The sequence below is a fragment of the Streptomyces sp. CB01881 genome, from assembly GCF_002953255.1.
Classification (GTDB): domain Bacteria; phylum Actinomycetota; class Actinomycetes; order Streptomycetales; family Streptomycetaceae; genus Kitasatospora.
The window spans coordinates 546,050-560,589 of sequence record NZ_CP026498.1 but is presented as its reverse complement, the minus strand read 5'-3'; the positions used below and the strand labels follow the sequence as shown (position 1 = coordinate 560,589).

Below are 14,540 nucleotides of genomic sequence, written 5' to 3'. Positions count from 1 at the left end.
CGGGCCGCGGTCACGCGGTGGACGCGGTGGATGCGGGCGGTCTGCCTCAGGCGCGGCCGAACGAGATCAGGTGCCCGTCCTTGGTGCCGACGAACACCCGCCCTCCGTCCGTCGCCGGGACGGAGAACCTGGTCACCGTGCCGAGGGCGAAGCTGCGGCGCATCTTGAGCGTGCCGTTGACCGGAACCGGGTCGTAGACGCGCAGTTCGCCGTTCTGGCCGCCCGGACCGGTACCGGAGTAGATCAGCCAGACCAGCGCCGACCCGCCGGCCGTGCCGTTGGAGGTCACCACCGGTGAGCCGGACGCGTAGCCGAAGCCCTCGGCGCTCGTCCCGGCGCTGGTCAGCTGCGGAGCACCGGAGCCGTTCACCGAGTACTTGAGCGCGCGCAGCGAACCGTAGTTCTCGATCACGTAGACGTAGCCGCCGCCGCCCCAGACGCCCGGGTGGCCCCAGACGCCCTTGTACGGGCCGGTCATGCCCACCACGGCGTCGGTGCCGTTCGGGCCCTGGACCGTGCCGCCCAGGTTGTCGCGGTCCAGCAGGAAGATCCGCCCGTCCTTGCCGACCTGCACCAGCAGGTGCGGGTGCGGGTGCGAGGTGGTGCCGAAGCCGGACGGGAGCGCGGCCGGGCCGCCGGAGCCGAGGTCGAGGTCGTTGTGGTCGAGGTCCCGGTTGTTGGCCGGGCTGAAGAAGTCCTTCGGGGCGAGGCTGCCGTCACTGTTGACGCCCAGGCGCACCACCGAGTCCGCGAAGTGGCTCCCCGGCTTGTTCCCCGGCCCCTTGGCCGGCGAGGAGCCCGTTCCCGCGCCGTTGCCGGTGGCCAGGATGATCCGCCCGGCGCCGTCCGAGACCAGGCCGCCGCCGCTCATCCAGACGCCGCCGTTCTGCGAGTTCGAGCCGGACTCCGTGGACCAGAGCGTCAGCTTGCGGCTCGTGGTGTTGACGCCGCCGACATGGCCGACGTACGTGCCGACCCCGCAGTCCGAGGCGAAGCCGAAGTACACCGCGCCGTCCAGCAGCAGCAGTCCGGCGCGCTGGGCGGAGGTGGCCGCGTTGAACGGGACGCCCGGGCTGTTCACCGGGTCGCCCTGGACCGGCACCGGCCAGCCGCTGCGCTCGGCGCCCGAGGTGACGTCCAGGGCGTGCACGGAGAAGTGCGCGCCGCCCTCGTTGGACTTCGTGACCAAGTAGACCGTGCCGGTCGCCTTGTCGTACACAGGCGTTGAGGTGATCCCGGTACCCGGGGAGACAGGCCGTGGACGACGGCACGGGGGTGTCGAGCGCGCGCTGCCAGAGGACCTTGCCGTCGGCCGCGCCGACGCCGTACACGTGGTTGGTCTCGGTGGCGACCGCCACCGTCGAACCGGCCACCAGCGGCTGCGCGTACACCGCGCCGTCCACGGCCGTGGACCAGCGCCGGCCGAAGTCCGAGGCCGAGACCTGCGCGGGGCTCAGGCCCGGCTCGGCCGTGTCCCAGGCATAGCGCATGCTGGTACCCGAGATGGTCGGATTGTCGGCTCGCGCAGGTATCGCGGTGGCCAGCGCCCCGGCCGCGGGGGCGGGCAGGGCGAGACCGGAGAGCAGGGAGGCCGCTCTGTGCGCGCCCTTCGTGGGCCGGGGCTTTGTGGCCGGGGCTGCGGGGCTGGAGCTGCGGGGCCCGGGGCTTCGTGCGCGGCGGCCTCGTGGGCCGGGACGGGGACGGGTGGAATCGGCTCATACGATCCGCCTTGGCCGTCAGGGGGAATACGGGGTACGGCGCCGTGGCGTCATTCTGTGAACGCCCGCGCCGCACCCGCATCCGCCCGCAGCCCCCGCCCGGCCCCGTTCACGCCCCGAGGGGAACGGGCTGCGCCGCCCGGCGTCCCCGGCCGGCCTTCGAACGGCCCAGGCCACCGGGGCCGCGGCGCCGTTCGAAGGCCGGTCCGTCCGGTCGGCCGGCGTGGTCGGTCCGTCCGTCCGGTCCGTCCGGTCCGTCCGTCCGTCCGGTCCGTCCGTCCGGTCCGTCCGTCCGGTCCGTCCGTCCGGGCCGCTCCGGTGGCCCGTCCGTTCGGCCCGCTCAGCCCGCGAGCGCCTTGGCGAACACCAGGGCCAGCCCGCTCTCGGCCAACGCCTCCGCCGGGGCGTTGACGTTGTCGCCCGGGCCGCGGTCCTTGACCACCTCGACGGAGTAGGTGCGGCCGTCGGCGACGAAGTACACCTCCGGGTGGGTGCCGTCCTTGCGTTGCGTCAGCACCGCCTCCTGGCCCGCCCCCGGCACCGGGGTGATCTGGTTGTCCGGGTTCGCCTTGACGGTGGCGAGGACGGTCGGCTTCACCTCGCGGATCGACGCGTACGACTGGCGGGAGCCCCAGGTGCAGCCCCAGACCGGGCTGCCGTCGCTCGCCGGGTCGGGGTGGGTGCCGGTGAACGGGCCGCCGGTGCCGACGGCGGCGATCACCTGGGGGGAGTTGAGTAGCGTGCAGGCGTCGGCGGGTCGCTTGGCGGCGGTGCCCGTCGGCGCCGCAGTGGTGGCCGGCGCGGCCGGGGTGGACGCGGCAGAGGTGGGTACCGGGGCCGCAGTGGTGGGCGCGGCGGCCGGGGTGGACGCCGCACTGCCGGTGGAGGGCGCGGCCGACCCGCCCCCGCTGCCGGACGAGCACCCGGCCAGCGCGGCGCCCGCGAGTGCCAGCGCCGGCAGCCAGAGGTGCCGACGACCGTACTGGAGCGGTGACTTGAGCTGCATGGGTTCCCCCTCGGGCGGCGTCCGCCACGGCGGCGGACTGCCTCGGGGAGGATCCTAGTGTCCGGCCTCGGCCGGTATTTCCGTTTCCTGCAACGGGAGTTGTACGACTCCGTCACGGCGGGCGCCCGGCAGCCGACATGAACCGGGCGCGACCGGGAGCCGAACGGGCGGTCCGGGGCACGGCGGTGGTGCGCGCAGGTGCGGTCGGGCTCCGGGCGGCGCCCGTCGGCGAGCGGCCTGACCTGGCCCGATGCATCGGCCGTCCCTTACCAGGGCGCGCCCGAAGGCGTCGTCTTCTACACCATCCGCTCCACGGACGGGTGATGTTCCGGTGAAAGTGGTCATGCCAGGAACGGCGGCCCGGCATCCTTGGGCCCGTGACCAGGCGCACCCTGTGACCAGGCGGACCCTTTTCAGGCGGACCCCGATCCAGGTGGATCCCGTGACCAGGCGGACGGAGGCCCAGACAGTGAGCACGAACCTGCCGGAGACCGTGGCGGAGGGCCCGGCCCTCCTGCCGGCGCCGCCCCGCGTGGTCGACGACCTCGCCCGCGACCTCACCCATGCCGCGGCCGCGGTCCGGGCGGTCTCGCGGGCCGGCCGCAGCTGCGGCGACATCGCGGTCGCCGCCTACACCGCCGTGGTCTGCACCGGCCGTTCGGCGGCCAGGGCGCTGGAGGAGGCCGCCGCCTGGTGCCGGCAGGCGCCCGAGGCCGAGGTGCACTCGCTGGCCTGGGCCCGCGTCCCCGGCCACCGCGACGACGTCTTCGAGTACCGCGTCACCCTGGCCGTCAGCTTCCCCGACCACGAGACCGGCGAGCACACCGGCGATACCCACCACGCACCTCGCTGACGCCGGGTTAGGATGCCCTTCATGGATTCTGGGGGCACGAACGAAACGGCGGAAACGGCTTCGGAGGAGCGCGAGCTGTCCACCGGGGCCATGGTGGCGGTCACCGTGCTGGCGGCGGTGGGGGCGGTGGCGGTGATGCTGGCCGTCTTCCACTGGCTGGGCTGGACCTTCCCCGGTCTCGGCTGGCTGCTTGCCAAGGGCGCCGTCAAGCTCTGCGCGGGCGGCGCCGTCGGCCTGGTCGCCGCCGTGGCCTGGCTCCGCCAACAGCGCTCCGGGCGCCGCTAGTCCGGTGCGTGAACAGCTCGGGTGGCGGTGCACCTGAGGTACGGGCGGCCCGGGTCGAGGTGGTGGACCCCGGTCCCATGGGTGGCACGCAGGCTCAGGGGACGAGGACCAGCCGCCCGCGCAGGCCGCCCCGGTCGAGCCGCCGGTGCGCCTCGGCGGCCTGTTCCAGCGGGAGGGCGTCGGCCACCCGCAGGGTGAGGCGGCGCCGGGCGGCCAGGTCGGACAAGCCGGCGAGCGCGCGGCCGTCGGCGGCGATCCAGACGTTGGTCACCCGGATGCCCCGCAGGCCCACCGGTGCGCCCCCGGAGACGGCGACGAAGGCCCCCCGGTTCCGGACGGCGCCGAGTGCGACGACACCCAGCAGGGCCGCGTCCAGTGCGCCGTCCACGCCGCCCGGGACGAGGGACCGGACGGCGGCGGCCGGATCGGCGGTGCCGCGCGGGACGAACCACTCGGCACCCAACTCCCGTACCAGCGCCTCGTCCTCCTCGCCCGCCAGTGCCACGACCCGCAGTCCGCGCAACACCGCCAGCTCGACCGCGAAGCCGCCCACCGCGCCCGCCGCACCGGTCACCAGCAGGGTGGCACCGGCCGGCAGGCCGAGCAGGTCCAGTGCCTGGACGGCGGTCAGCCCGTTCAGCGGCAGCGTCGCCGCCTCCACGGCCGGCACCCCCGCCGGTGCCGGGGCCAGCACGGAGGCGTCCAGCACCAGGTACTCGGCGTAGGAGCCCAGCGGGGCGTCCAGCCGGTCGCGCAGGCCGATCACCCGCTCGCCGGGGGCGAATCCGGCCACCCCGGGCCCGACCCGGTCGACCACGCCGGCCACGTCCCAGCCGATCCCGACCACCTCGCGCGGCGGCATCAGCCCCGCCTGCGCCAGGACCCCGGCCCGGGTCACCGCGTCCACCGGGTTGACCCCGGCAGCCTCCACCCGCACCCGGACCTGACCGGGGCCGGCCTCGGGCACGGGCACGTCCACCAGCTCCAGGGCTTCGGGGCCGGCGAAGGTACGAACGACAACGGCACGCATGGCGCGCTCCTCGGAGTTGGGGTCGGCAGAACCGGAGGTTGCGAACGGCTCCCAAACTAAGGAGAGTTGCTCTCCACGGGGAAGCACGCACCGGAAAGTGCGTACCGTACGGGGAGGAGAGCCCATGGCCACCACGACCGCCGCCCAGCGCCGCGCGGCCGAGCGCGCCGGCTTCGACGCGTACCTCGCCGAGTGCCCGGCCCGGCAACTGCTCGACCGGATCGGCGACAAGTGGGTCAGCCTGGTCGTCAACGCCCTCGCCGACGGTCCCCTGCGCTACAGCGACCTGCGCCGGCGCCTGGCCGGCGTGAGCGAGAAGATGCTCACCCAGACCCTCCGGGCCCTCGAACGCGACGGCCTGCTCACCCGGACCGTCACGCCCTCGGTACCGGCCCGGGTCGACTACGCGCTCACCCCGCTCGGGACGGGCCTGCTCCCGCTGATGCAGTCGATCAAGGCGTGGGCCGAGCAGAACATGCCCGAGGTGCTGGCCGCCCGCGAGGCCTACGACGACGCCCGGGAAGACTGACCGACGGGTCGTCAGCCCGCTGCTCGGGGGAGGCGGAGGGCCCGGCCCCGCCGTACGCCGCACCGCGGTCGGCCGACGTCGGCCCGGACCGCCCTCATGCTGCAACGGTGCGCCCCGGTCTCCCGGAACCGCAGGCGGTACTCGGGCCGCTGTCCGCGGGCTACCAATCCGCGAGTCCCACGGCCCGGCGGAGATCCTCCGCGTAGTGCAGCGGCTGCTCCCAGGCCGCGAAGTGGCCTCCGTTCTCGTGCTCGATGAACTCCCGGACGTTGACGAAGCGGGAGGCGAAGCAGCGGGGTGCGGGCTTGGTGTCGTGCGAGAAGGCGCTGAGGACGGTCGGCGTCGCCACATACGGCACCGGCGGCGCGACCTCGGCGTACGGCGTGAACGACGTTCCGATCGTGTTCGTGAACCAGTAGACGCTGATCCAGGTGAGCAGGACCTCCTCCTCGAACGGGATGTGGGACCAGCTCCACAGCTTCTCGCAGATCCAGGCCCCCAGTCCGGCCGGCGAATCCGCCAGCGCGGGCGCGAGCGTGTGCGGTTTGGTGGACTGCTGTGCGATGTACCCCCCTTCGGCGCGCTGCCACGCGGCCGCGGTGTCGAGGTAGGCGAGCTCCTCCGCGCCCAGGGCGGAGCGGTCCGCGAAGACCGCGTGCAGTGGAGAGACGTTCGTCAGGTGCAGGGCCGCGACCCGGTCCGGGTGCATCGCGGCGAGCTGCTCGGCGACGTCCGCGCCGACATCGCCGCCGGAGACGACGTACCGCCCGTATCCGAGCGCCCGGGTCGCGTCGGTCACCAGCGACGCCATCGCAGTGGTCGTCATCCCGGGCCGTGCCGACTCGTGCGAGAACGGGAAGCCCGGAAGGGCGGGTACGACCACGTTCAGGTCTTCGAGCAGGGGGAGCACCCGCTCGAAGCGGAGCACCGAGTCGGGCCAGCCGTGCAGCAGAACCACCACAGGGGCGTCGGCGGCGGCGCGCTGGTGCACGAGGTGGAGGGCGCGGTCGCCGGAGCCGACGGTCTCCCAGGGCAGGTCGAGGATACGGGCCTCGTGGGCCCGCCAGTCGTAGCGCTCGCGCCAGGAATCGAGCAGGCGGGCGAGGAAGTCCGCGTCCGCGCCCCGTTCCCACCCGGCCGCCCGGGCAAGGAGCGGCCTGCGCGTCGCGGCGAGGCGTCGGTGCAGGTCATCCAGAGCGGAATCGGTCACGGGGCTGAACGGCAGCGTCATGTGTACAACCATACACATCATGTGTTCATGCGTATACATCGCGGCGGGGTGCCGATACCCTGACGGCATGGAAACCGCGACGCCACGACTCAAGGACGCCTCGCTGACCCGTGAGCGGATCCTCACCGCCGCACGACGCGAGTTCGCGCGCACCGGATTCGCCCGCACGACGGTCCGCGCCATCGCCGCGTCCGCAGAAGTGTCGCCCAACCTCATCACCCGCTACTTCGGCGGCAAGGACGGGCTCTTCGTCGCCGCCACCGAAGTCCGCCTCGAACTCGACCGCAGGTTCGACGGCCCGCGGCACTCCCTCGGCCACCGGATGGCCCGGGGCATCGTCGACCGGTGGACCGGTATGGAGGGCGAGGACCCGCTCCTCGTCCTGCTGCGCGCCGCGGGCGAACGCGGCGAGGCCGCCGAAGCCCTGTCGACGTTCCTCGACCGGGAATCACTGGAGCCGCTGCGGCAGTTGCTGCTGCGCTACGGGATGACCGAGGAGGAAGCCCACGCCCGCGCCCGGGCAGTCGACGTCTTCGTCCTCGGGATCTCCGCGCGGCTGCGCGTGCTGCGCGACGACCTCGGCGACAGCGAGGAGCTCGAACGCTGGATCGCCGACACCATCCAACGGCTCGTGGACGCGCCGTAACGCGCATCGCGGTAGTGGCTGATCCGGGCCCGGTGGCGGCGCCGGCGGGACCAGCGCAGGACGTGGTCGATGCTGCGGCGGACGGGCCGGGCGAGTCGGGTGACCGGTCGGCGGATTTCGGGCACGGTCAGCGGTATCAGGTCTGGTGTTCGAGCTGGTCCGGCCCCCTTTCGAGCTGCTGGGCCCGCAGGCACCGTTGCAGTACGAGGACGAGGGGGTTCCCGGGGACGCCTTCTCAGCTCTGAACGCGTTGGTCATAGTCCATTTGGTGCGCCCGGATTTCGTCCGCGTTGTCGACCGTCCAGTCGTACAGCCGGCCGAACGGCTCCCGCAGGGATTCGCCGAGCGGGGTGAGGGAGTACTCGACCCCGACCGGCGAGGTTGGCAGCACGCGGCGCACGACCATCCCGTTGCGCTCCAGGCGGCGCAGGGTCTGGGTCAGGACCCGCTGGGTCACACCCTCAAGGCGGCGCTTGATCTCGTTGAACCGTGTGGGCTTCTCAAGGACTGCCATCACCATCATCGACCACTTGTCGGCGATCTGGTCGAGGATCGGGCGGCTGGGGCAGTCGGACCGGTAGACGATGTCGATGCCGGCGGCGGCGCCGGTTTCAGAAGTGGCCATGTCGGTATCCTCCGCGATCCTTGCGATGCCGAAAGTGCGTTATTGACGGCCGGTCACCCACCGTCGCACTGTGAGTATGCATCAGGAACCTAGATGTCTACCAGGTACCGATCGGAGACCTCCATGAACCACGACGCCTACGCAACCCTGCGGGTGAGTCGCGAAGACGGCATCGCCCGCGTCACCCTCGACAACCCGCCCGTCAACGTGCTGAACGTCGCCCTGATGGCCGACCTCCGGCACCTGCTGACCGCGCTGAAGGACGACGACTCGGTCCGGGTGATCGTGTTCGACAGCGCCGATCCGGAGTTCTTCATAGCCCACGTCGACATGTCGCTCGTCGACACGCCAGACGCCTTCGACAGGCTCGCGGCCGACCTTCCGGACGGCGTCAACGTCTTCCAGGCTCTCGGGGAGCTGCTTCGGCACCAGCCCCAGGTAACCATCGTCAAGCTCGCCGGGACGGCGCGCGGAGGAGGGGCAGAGTTCGTCACGGCCGCAGACATGGCGTTCGCGGCGATCGGTCGCGCCGGGATCGGCCAGATCGAAGCTCTCATGGGCATCGTCCCGGGTGGAGGGGGCACGCAGTACCTCGCCGGCCGGGTCGGCCGCAATCGCGCCCTGGAGGCGGTGCTGGGTGCCGATCTGTACGACGCCGAAACCGCAGAGCGCTACGGATGGGTGAACCGGGCCGTCCCTGCCGACGAACTCGACGACATCGTTGACCGCCTCGCCCGCAACATCGCAGCCTTGCCCGAGGGTGTGATCGCGGCGGCCAAGCGCGCCATCGTCCCCGAGGACCTGGCCGAGGGTCTCCTGCGGGAGCACGACGCCTGGGCGGGCCAGGTCGGTCGCCCCGCGGCCGAGCGTCTGATCCGCGGCGGACTGGCTCACGGTGCCCAGACCAGCGACGGCGAGCGCGATCTGGAGGGCCTGCTCCGGGGACTGGCAGGATAGGACCCGGACGAGGGCCACACGTCCTCGCCGGCGTCCTGTCGACTGCGACGGCGTGTGGCTTGCCCACCTCATCGGATGTCAACGTGGCCGACCGTCACGTCGCCTCGTTCCGCTGGGTCATCCCGGACGACGGCACCCCGCCCCGGACACGGGCTGCCGCCGCGTTGCGCCGGCGTGTCGCCAGGCCCCGCGGCTTGCGGGACGACGGCACGGATGCCGCGCCGGTTCAGGTGTTGGCGGATGCGCGCCGCGAGCCTGCCGAGGCCGGCGAATCCGTTCGCAGGGCCTCGCCCAACCGCACGTCGAGCGTGTCCCAGGGGCGGCAGGCCACCACTGGGAGGGCGAGCCGGCGGGCCTGTCCGGCGAGCCAGTGCGAGTAGCGGGAGCTGACCTCGGCCCGCTGCGCCTGGGCGGAGGGCCCCGGCTCGCGCGCGGCGTAGTTGGCGGTGATCCGGGCCGCGTCCGGCTCGTGCAGGAACACCGCCCGGACGCTGCGCCCGGCCACCCGTCCGGCCTCGACGGCCAGCGCGGCGGCGGCCGGGGTGAGGTAGTCGCCCTCGACCACCGCGGGCACGTCGACCGTGAGCCGGTTGCGCACGACGCCCAGCATCGCGGGCTCCAGGGCGCGGGCGGTGGCGATCTGGAGCTCCAGCACCTGCGCGGCGGGGAGGCCGTCGGGGTCGGGCAGGCCCGCGAAGAGGTGGAGCTGCGGGTGCTGGGCGGCCGTGGTGGTCTCCTGGACGGCGCTGACCACGTCGTCGAACTCCACCACGAACGCGCCAGACGCCCCGGCCAGTCGCGCGGCCGCCCGGCTCTTGCCGACGCCCGACGCCCCGCCGAGCAACACGATGTCCCAACCGTTCTCCGTCACGGACGGACCGTATCGCGGGGAACGGCCGGAATCACCGGGTCAGGCCCCCGGGTGCTTGGTGGCCGACGGGCCGGCCGACGGGCTGCCCGAGGGGCCCGAGGAGGTGGCCGGCCTGGTGGCCGACGCGGTGGTCGACGGGTTTGCCGACTTGCCGGCCGACGGGGTGGCCGACGGGCCGGCGGGGTGGGTGGCCGATGGGGCGGCAGAGGCCGTGCCGGCCGTCGGCGGCGCCTCGTGGGCGGCGACCTTGTCGGTGACACCGTCCAGCAGGGGGCTGAGCCGGTCGGTGAGCTTCTGGAGGTCGGCCGTCCGCCCGTCCGACCACTGGCCGAGGCCCACCACCATCGCGCGCCCGATGCCGCTGAACGCCTGGACCGTCCCGCTGCCGGCGGGCAGCGCCGGCAGCCCCCAGCCCGGCGGCGGGGTCTGGGGGGACACCTGCTGGTCGCCGAAGGCCATGGAGAGCTGGGCGAGCAGGTGGGCGGTGTCCCTGGGGTCCTGCATGGTGAGGACGGAGAGGCTGAACCGGTTGTTCTGGGCGTCCGTGTAGAGCGCGGTCTGGTGGCCGACGCAGCCCTTGCTCTTCCTGACCAGTTCGCTCAGCAGGGGGCCGACGGAGCCCTCGGGGGCGCAGGAGTCGAGCGCCTTCGCGGTCACCCTGGTGTACACCGCGCCGGAGGGGCCCTTCACCTGTGCGGGGAACGCCTGGTCCAGCGGCACCGCCGGGCGGGCGGCGGGGGAGGCGGAGGCCGGGGACGGTGCGGCCGCGGCGCGGCCCGTGCCGCCCTCGGCGGGGTCGATCGTCTTCATCACGCCGAACGCGGCGGCGGCCGCGGCGAGCGAGAGCGCCAGGTTACGCGGCCACACCGGCTTCTGCGGCGTGGGGCTGTCCTGGACGGGGAGGTTGTCACTGCTGTTCACCGGGGCACACTAGCGATCACCGCGGGCGAACTGAAGTTCGGCGGATCCGGGACCGCCGGCGCGCGGTCGCCGGCGCCACCGCGTGCCCCGTCCGGACGCCCTGCGCGCGTCCTCCGACCGGCTCCAGCCCTTGACGGCCGCAGCGCCGAACGCCGCGAGGACCGGGTGCACCGGGTGCCGGCCCGAGGACGATCTCCGCGGTCCGGGCCGCTTCGTATCTCTGTCAGGCGCCGTATCTCTGTCAGGCGCCGCACGCGCAGCCGGCGGCGGCCTTCGTCCCGGCCGGGGTCCGGGTGGGGTCGAGGGCTTCCTCGTCCGGCGTGCAGCAGGCGGTGGTGCCGCAGCAGGCCTCCGGCGCGCTGTCGGCGCTCTTTCCGAGGGTGTCGGCGTCGGCCTTCACGACGTAGACCTCCCAGGGCTCCTTGCCGGGGCCGTGCACCCACACCTTGTCCTGCAGCGCGTAGCAGCAGGAGGTGTCGTTCTCCTCGAAGGTGGCCAGGCCCGCGTCCTTGAGGCGGGTGGTGGCGGCAGCGACCTGCTCGGTGGTCTCGACCTCGACGCCGAGGTGGTCGAGGTGGGTGTCCTCGCCGGTCTCGCCCTCGATGAGGACGAGCTTGAGCGGGGGCTCGGTGACGGCGAAGTTGGCGTAGCCGGGGCGCCGCTTGGCGGGCTCGGTACCGAAGAGCCGGGAGTAGAAGGCGACGGAGCCTTCGAGGTCGGCGACACGCAGGGCGAGCTGAACACGGGACATGGCGGTCTCCCCGATCCGGGTCTTGTATCGACGTCTGTCGATACAGCGAGCTTGCCTCTCCGAATAGATGACTGTCAACATAGACGTATGTCGAATCTGGAACTGCCGGTGCTCGGCCAGGAGGACGCGGTGGCGTGCTGCTCGCCGATGGTCCGTGAGCCACTCGGGGAGGACGCCGCCGTTGACCTGGCGAGGATGTTCAAGGCCCTGTCGGACCCGGTGCGGCTACGGCTGCTGTCGCTGATCGCCTCGCACGAGGGCGGCGAGGCCTGCGTCTGCGACCTCACCGGCCCGTTCGACGTGTCCCAGCCGACCATCTCCCACCATCTGAAGGTGCTGCGCGAGGCCGGCCTGGTCGGCTCCGAGCGGCGCGGGACCTGGGTCTACTACTGGGTGCTGCCCGCCGCGCTGGCCAAGCTGTCCTCCCTGCTCCAGACCCCGGCCGGCACCGCCGCCGTGACCGCGGAGGCGGCGAGATGACGCAGACAGCTCCGCTCGGGCGCCGGACGGCGGCCGAGTTCGTCGGCACCGGCGCGCTGGTCGCCGCCGTGGTCGGCTCCGGCATCCAGGCCACCAGGCTCTCCCAGGACGTGGGCGTACAGCTGCTGGCCAACTCCCTGGCCACGGTGTTCGGCCTCGGCGTGCTGATCGCCCTGCTCGGCCCGGTCTCCGGCGCCCACTTCAACCCCGTGGTCACCCTGGCCGCCTGGTGGACCGGCCGCCGCACCGGCGAGGGCCTGAGCCCCCGCGAGGTCGCCGCCTACGTGCCCGCGCAGATCGCCGGGGCGATCGGCGGGGCGGTGCTGGCGGACGCGATGTTCGCCGAGCCGCTGGTGCACTGGTCCACCCACGACCGTTCGGCCCCGCACCTGTGGGTGGGCGAGGTCGTGGCAACCGCCGGCCTGGTCCTGCTGATCTTCGGCCTGGTCCGCACCGGCCGCGCGCACTTCGCCCCGGTCGGGGTCGCCTGCTACATCGGCGCCGCGTACTGGTTCACCTCCAGCACCAGCTTCGCCAACCCCGCCGTGACGATCGGCCGCACCTTCACCAACACCTTCGCGGGCATCGCCCCCGCCTCGGTGCTGCCGTTCGTCGCCGCCCAGCTCGTCGGCCTGGCCGTCGGTCTCGCCCTGGTCACCGCGCTGTTCGGCCACCCCGCTGCAGCTGCCGCCGAGAACGTCGTGGTCCCGCACGGCGGGCACCACCCGGCCGCCTCCGGTCACTGACGCCCGTCCGCCCCCGAAGGATGAAACCCGTGAGCTCTCCCGCCGTCCCGTCCGCGCTGTTCGTCTGCGTCCACAACGCCGGCCGCTCCCAGATGGCCGCCGCCTTCCTCGCCCACCTCGGCCGGGGCAGGGTCGAGGTCCGCTCGGCCGGCTCCGCCCCCGCCGACACCGTGAACCCCGCCGTGGTCGAGGCCATGAACGAGGTCGGGATCGACATCTCCGCCGAGGTCCCGAAGGTACTCACCACGGAGGCGGTGCAGGCGTCCGACGTGGTGATCACGATGGGCTGCGGCGACGCCTGCCCCTACTTCCCCGGCAAGCGGTACCTGGACTGGAAGCTCGACGACCCGGCCGGCCACGGCGTCGACGCCGTCCGCCCGATCCGCGACCGGATCGAGCAGCACGTCCGAGGCCTGCTCGCCGAGCTCGGCATCGAGGCCGCCGCATGACCACCACCGGCATGACCGTCACCGCGATGCTCCCCGGGCACGCCGATCAGGTGCTGGCGATCTACCAGGCCGGGATCGACGGCGGCGACGCCACCTTCGAGACCACCGCGCCGGCCTGGGAGGCGTTCGACGCCTCCCGCCTCCCGGAACACCGCCTGGTCGCCGTCGGCGGCGCCGGTCGCGTGCTGGGCTGGGCCGCCGTCGTCCCGGTGTCGGGCCGGTGCGCGTACGCCGGGGTGGTCGAGCACTCCGTCTACGTCCGTCCCGACGCCCGGGGCGGGGGTGTCGGCCTGGCCCTCCTGGGGGCGCTGCTGGCCTCCACCGACGCCGCCGGAATCTGGACCGTCCAGTCCGGCGTCTTCCCCGAGAACGCCGCCAGTCTCGGTCTCCACGCGAAGGCGGGATTCCGGGTGGTCGGGACTCGTGAGCGGATCGGCAGGCACCACGGCCGCTGGCGCGACGTCGTCCTCCTCGAACGCCGCAGCCCCGTCGTGACCTGAGCAGCAGTGGCCGGGGCACTCGCGGTTCCGGGTGCCCCGGACGATTCGTCACCGCTGGACGGTGACGGCCTCGACCCTGCTGAAGTCGGCGGCGGCCAGGTCCTCGTCGCGGATGACGTAGTAGAGCGGGCACCCGGTGAAGTCCGGTACTCCGGCGTCGAGCAGGATCCGGTCCGGCCCGGCGCCGTGTGGCGGGACCACGTACTGGTCCGTCTCCCGGTCGGGGCCGAGCAGCACCATGTACGCGCCGTGCTCCGGGGCGACGTCGAGGGCGGCGGAGCCCAGTGCGGCCAGCCGGTCCGCGGCCTCGTCGGGGAGGTCGAGGAGCGGCTCGTCGTGGAACCGTTCGACCTGTGCCGGCATCGCCTTGCCGGCGGCGTACAGCGCGGCCGGCGGGCCGGTGAACTCCCATGGCGGGGCGCCCCATCCGGCGGTGGGATCGGCGAACGCGGTGTCGGCGGCCACGTCGTAGGGCGCGGTGTCGGCGGCGGACCGGTCCGGGTGGAAGCGGACGGTCACCGGGTCACGGCCGGCGAAGCCGTCGTGGCCGGGGAAGAAGAAGTAGAGCAGGCCGCGGGGCGGCAGCAGCCCGTTGGCGTCCTCCCGGGCGACCTCCGCCAGGTCGATCTGGGCGACGAAGCAGTCCGGCAGCTCATCCGGACCGGACCCGGAGCGCGGCCAGACGAAGCCGGGCGGAACGGCCGGGACACCGCCGCAGCGGGAGAACGGCTCCGGCCCCCCGAACCCGTCCGGCCGCGGCCCCAGGGCGATTCCGTGCTCGGCCACCCCCGTCAACTCGCCTTCCCACGGGGCGAGTCCGGCCTCGCCGATCAACCGGCGGAGCGTCCGTTCGTCGTGGGCGGTCACAGGGTTCGGGCGCATCATGCGCGCCACTCTACGAAGCGGCGTCCTGCCGACGGCGGCGGGGCCAGCACACGGCCG

Annotated in this window: 19 protein-coding genes; 10 read left to right on the top strand and 9 right to left on the bottom strand. The window is 73.4% G+C overall.

Annotated features, from left to right (window positions below; all coding sequences use genetic code 11):
* Nucleotides 1–46: 46 nt before the first annotated feature.
* Nucleotides 47–1,219, bottom strand: a complete 1,173-nt coding sequence (locus C2142_RS39155) for a hypothetical protein (RefSeq protein ID WP_241002334.1) — start codon at nucleotides 1,217–1,219, stop codon at nucleotides 47–49.
* Between the two features lie 38 nt (nucleotides 1,220–1,257).
* Here C2142_RS39155 and C2142_RS39150 point away from each other — a divergent pair, with 38 nt between their 5' ends.
* Nucleotides 1,258–1,485 carry a hypothetical protein gene (locus tag C2142_RS39150; protein WP_241002333.1) on the top strand — a complete coding sequence of 76 codons (228 nt, stop codon included), beginning with the start codon at nucleotides 1,258–1,260 and terminating at the stop codon, nucleotides 1,483–1,485.
* Between the two features lie 573 nt (nucleotides 1,486–2,058).
* Here C2142_RS39150 and C2142_RS02675 read toward each other — a convergent pair.
* Nucleotides 2,059–2,724, bottom strand: a complete 666-nt coding sequence (locus C2142_RS02675) for a hypothetical protein (protein WP_148640894.1) — start codon at nucleotides 2,722–2,724, stop codon at nucleotides 2,059–2,061.
* 469 nt (nucleotides 2,725–3,193) lie between these two features.
* Between C2142_RS02675 and C2142_RS02670 the strand changes: the two genes are divergently transcribed.
* Together C2142_RS02670 and C2142_RS02665 are read left to right on the top strand one after the other, a co-directional pair.
* On the top strand, nucleotides 3,194–3,577 hold the full coding sequence (locus C2142_RS02670; RefSeq protein WP_148640893.1) for a hypothetical protein: 384 nt from the start codon (nucleotides 3,194–3,196) through the stop codon (nucleotides 3,575–3,577).
* A gap of 21 nt (nucleotides 3,578–3,598) precedes the next feature.
* A complete protein-coding gene (locus C2142_RS02665; RefSeq protein WP_148640892.1) occupies nucleotides 3,599–3,862 on the top strand; it encodes a hypothetical protein in 264 nt (87 codons plus the stop codon).
* 94 nt (nucleotides 3,863–3,956) lie between these two features.
* Here the strand turns inward: C2142_RS02665 and C2142_RS02660 are convergent, their stop codons facing one another.
* Nucleotides 3,957–4,892, bottom strand: a complete 936-nt coding sequence (locus tag C2142_RS02660; protein ID WP_148640891.1) for an NADP-dependent oxidoreductase — start codon at nucleotides 4,890–4,892, stop codon at nucleotides 3,957–3,959.
* Nucleotides 4,893–5,016: 124 nt separating this feature from the next.
* Here C2142_RS02660 and C2142_RS02655 point away from each other — a divergent pair, with 124 nt between their 5' ends.
* A complete protein-coding gene (locus C2142_RS02655) occupies nucleotides 5,017–5,421 on the top strand; it encodes a helix-turn-helix domain-containing protein (protein WP_148640890.1) in 405 nt (134 codons plus the stop codon).
* Between the two features lie 160 nt (nucleotides 5,422–5,581).
* Here C2142_RS02655 and C2142_RS02650 read toward each other — a convergent pair whose 3' ends face one another.
* Nucleotides 5,582–6,652, bottom strand: a complete 1,071-nt coding sequence (locus C2142_RS02650; RefSeq protein WP_148640889.1) for an epoxide hydrolase family protein — start codon at nucleotides 6,650–6,652, stop codon at nucleotides 5,582–5,584.
* A gap of 67 nt (nucleotides 6,653–6,719) precedes the next feature.
* Between C2142_RS02650 and C2142_RS02645 the strand changes: the two genes are divergently transcribed.
* Nucleotides 6,720–7,298, top strand: a complete 579-nt coding sequence (locus tag C2142_RS02645; RefSeq protein ID WP_148640888.1) for a TetR/AcrR family transcriptional regulator — start codon at nucleotides 6,720–6,722, stop codon at nucleotides 7,296–7,298.
* A gap of 235 nt (nucleotides 7,299–7,533) precedes the next feature.
* Here the strand turns inward: C2142_RS02645 and C2142_RS02640 are convergent, their stop codons facing one another.
* On the bottom strand, nucleotides 7,534–7,923 hold the full coding sequence (locus C2142_RS02640) for a helix-turn-helix domain-containing protein (RefSeq protein WP_148640887.1): 390 nt from the start codon (nucleotides 7,921–7,923) through the stop codon (nucleotides 7,534–7,536).
* Between the two features lie 123 nt (nucleotides 7,924–8,046).
* On the opposite strand from C2142_RS02640, the gene C2142_RS02635 reads away from it, so the two are divergent.
* Nucleotides 8,047–8,880, top strand: a complete 834-nt coding sequence (locus C2142_RS02635) for an enoyl-CoA hydratase/isomerase family protein (RefSeq protein WP_148640886.1) — start codon at nucleotides 8,047–8,049, stop codon at nucleotides 8,878–8,880.
* A 226-nt stretch (nucleotides 8,881–9,106) separates the two neighbouring features.
* Here the strand turns inward: C2142_RS02635 and C2142_RS02630 are convergent, their stop codons facing one another.
* The 3 genes from C2142_RS02630 to C2142_RS02620 form a co-directional block, all read right to left on the bottom strand.
* On the bottom strand, nucleotides 9,107–9,751 hold the full coding sequence (locus tag C2142_RS02630) for an AAA family ATPase (protein WP_148640885.1): 645 nt from the start codon (nucleotides 9,749–9,751) through the stop codon (nucleotides 9,107–9,109).
* Between the two features lie 39 nt (nucleotides 9,752–9,790).
* Nucleotides 9,791–10,672, bottom strand: coding sequence for a hypothetical protein (locus C2142_RS02625; RefSeq protein WP_148640884.1), 882 nt, complete (start codon nucleotides 10,670–10,672; stop codon nucleotides 9,791–9,793).
* Between the two features lie 241 nt (nucleotides 10,673–10,913).
* Nucleotides 10,914–11,423, bottom strand: coding sequence for an ArsI/CadI family heavy metal resistance metalloenzyme (locus tag C2142_RS02620; RefSeq protein WP_148640883.1), 510 nt, complete (start codon nucleotides 11,421–11,423; stop codon nucleotides 10,914–10,916).
* Nucleotides 11,424–11,510: 87 nt separating this feature from the next.
* On the opposite strand from C2142_RS02620, the gene C2142_RS02615 reads away from it, so the two are divergent.
* Genes C2142_RS02615 through C2142_RS02600 form a run of 4 tightly spaced genes read left to right on the top strand, consistent with a single transcriptional unit; the run spans nucleotide 11,511 to nucleotide 13,598 of the window.
* Nucleotides 11,511–11,903: a metalloregulator ArsR/SmtB family transcription factor gene (locus C2142_RS02615; RefSeq protein WP_148640882.1), complete on the top strand. Its 393-nt coding sequence runs from the start codon at nucleotides 11,511–11,513 to the stop codon at nucleotides 11,901–11,903.
* Nucleotides 11,900–12,649: an MIP/aquaporin family protein gene (locus C2142_RS02610; RefSeq protein ID WP_148640881.1), complete on the top strand. Its 750-nt coding sequence runs from the start codon at nucleotides 11,900–11,902 to the stop codon at nucleotides 12,647–12,649. Before C2142_RS02615 ends, C2142_RS02610 begins: the two co-directional genes overlap by 4 nt.
* 20 nt (nucleotides 12,650–12,669) lie before the next feature.
* Nucleotides 12,670–13,098: an arsenate reductase ArsC gene (locus C2142_RS02605; protein ID WP_148640880.1), complete on the top strand. Its 429-nt coding sequence runs from the start codon at nucleotides 12,670–12,672 to the stop codon at nucleotides 13,096–13,098.
* Entirely contained in the window at nucleotides 13,095–13,598 is a 504-nt protein-coding gene (locus tag C2142_RS02600) for a GNAT family N-acetyltransferase (RefSeq protein WP_148640879.1), read from the top strand. The genes C2142_RS02605 and C2142_RS02600 overlap by 4 nt, the downstream gene beginning before the upstream one ends.
* Before the next feature lie 48 nt (nucleotides 13,599–13,646).
* Here the strand turns inward: C2142_RS02600 and C2142_RS02595 are convergent, their stop codons facing one another.
* Entirely contained in the window at nucleotides 13,647–14,483 is an 837-nt protein-coding gene (locus C2142_RS02595; RefSeq protein WP_148640878.1) for a DUF1963 domain-containing protein, read from the bottom strand.
* Between the last annotated feature and the right edge of the window lie 57 nt (nucleotides 14,484–14,540).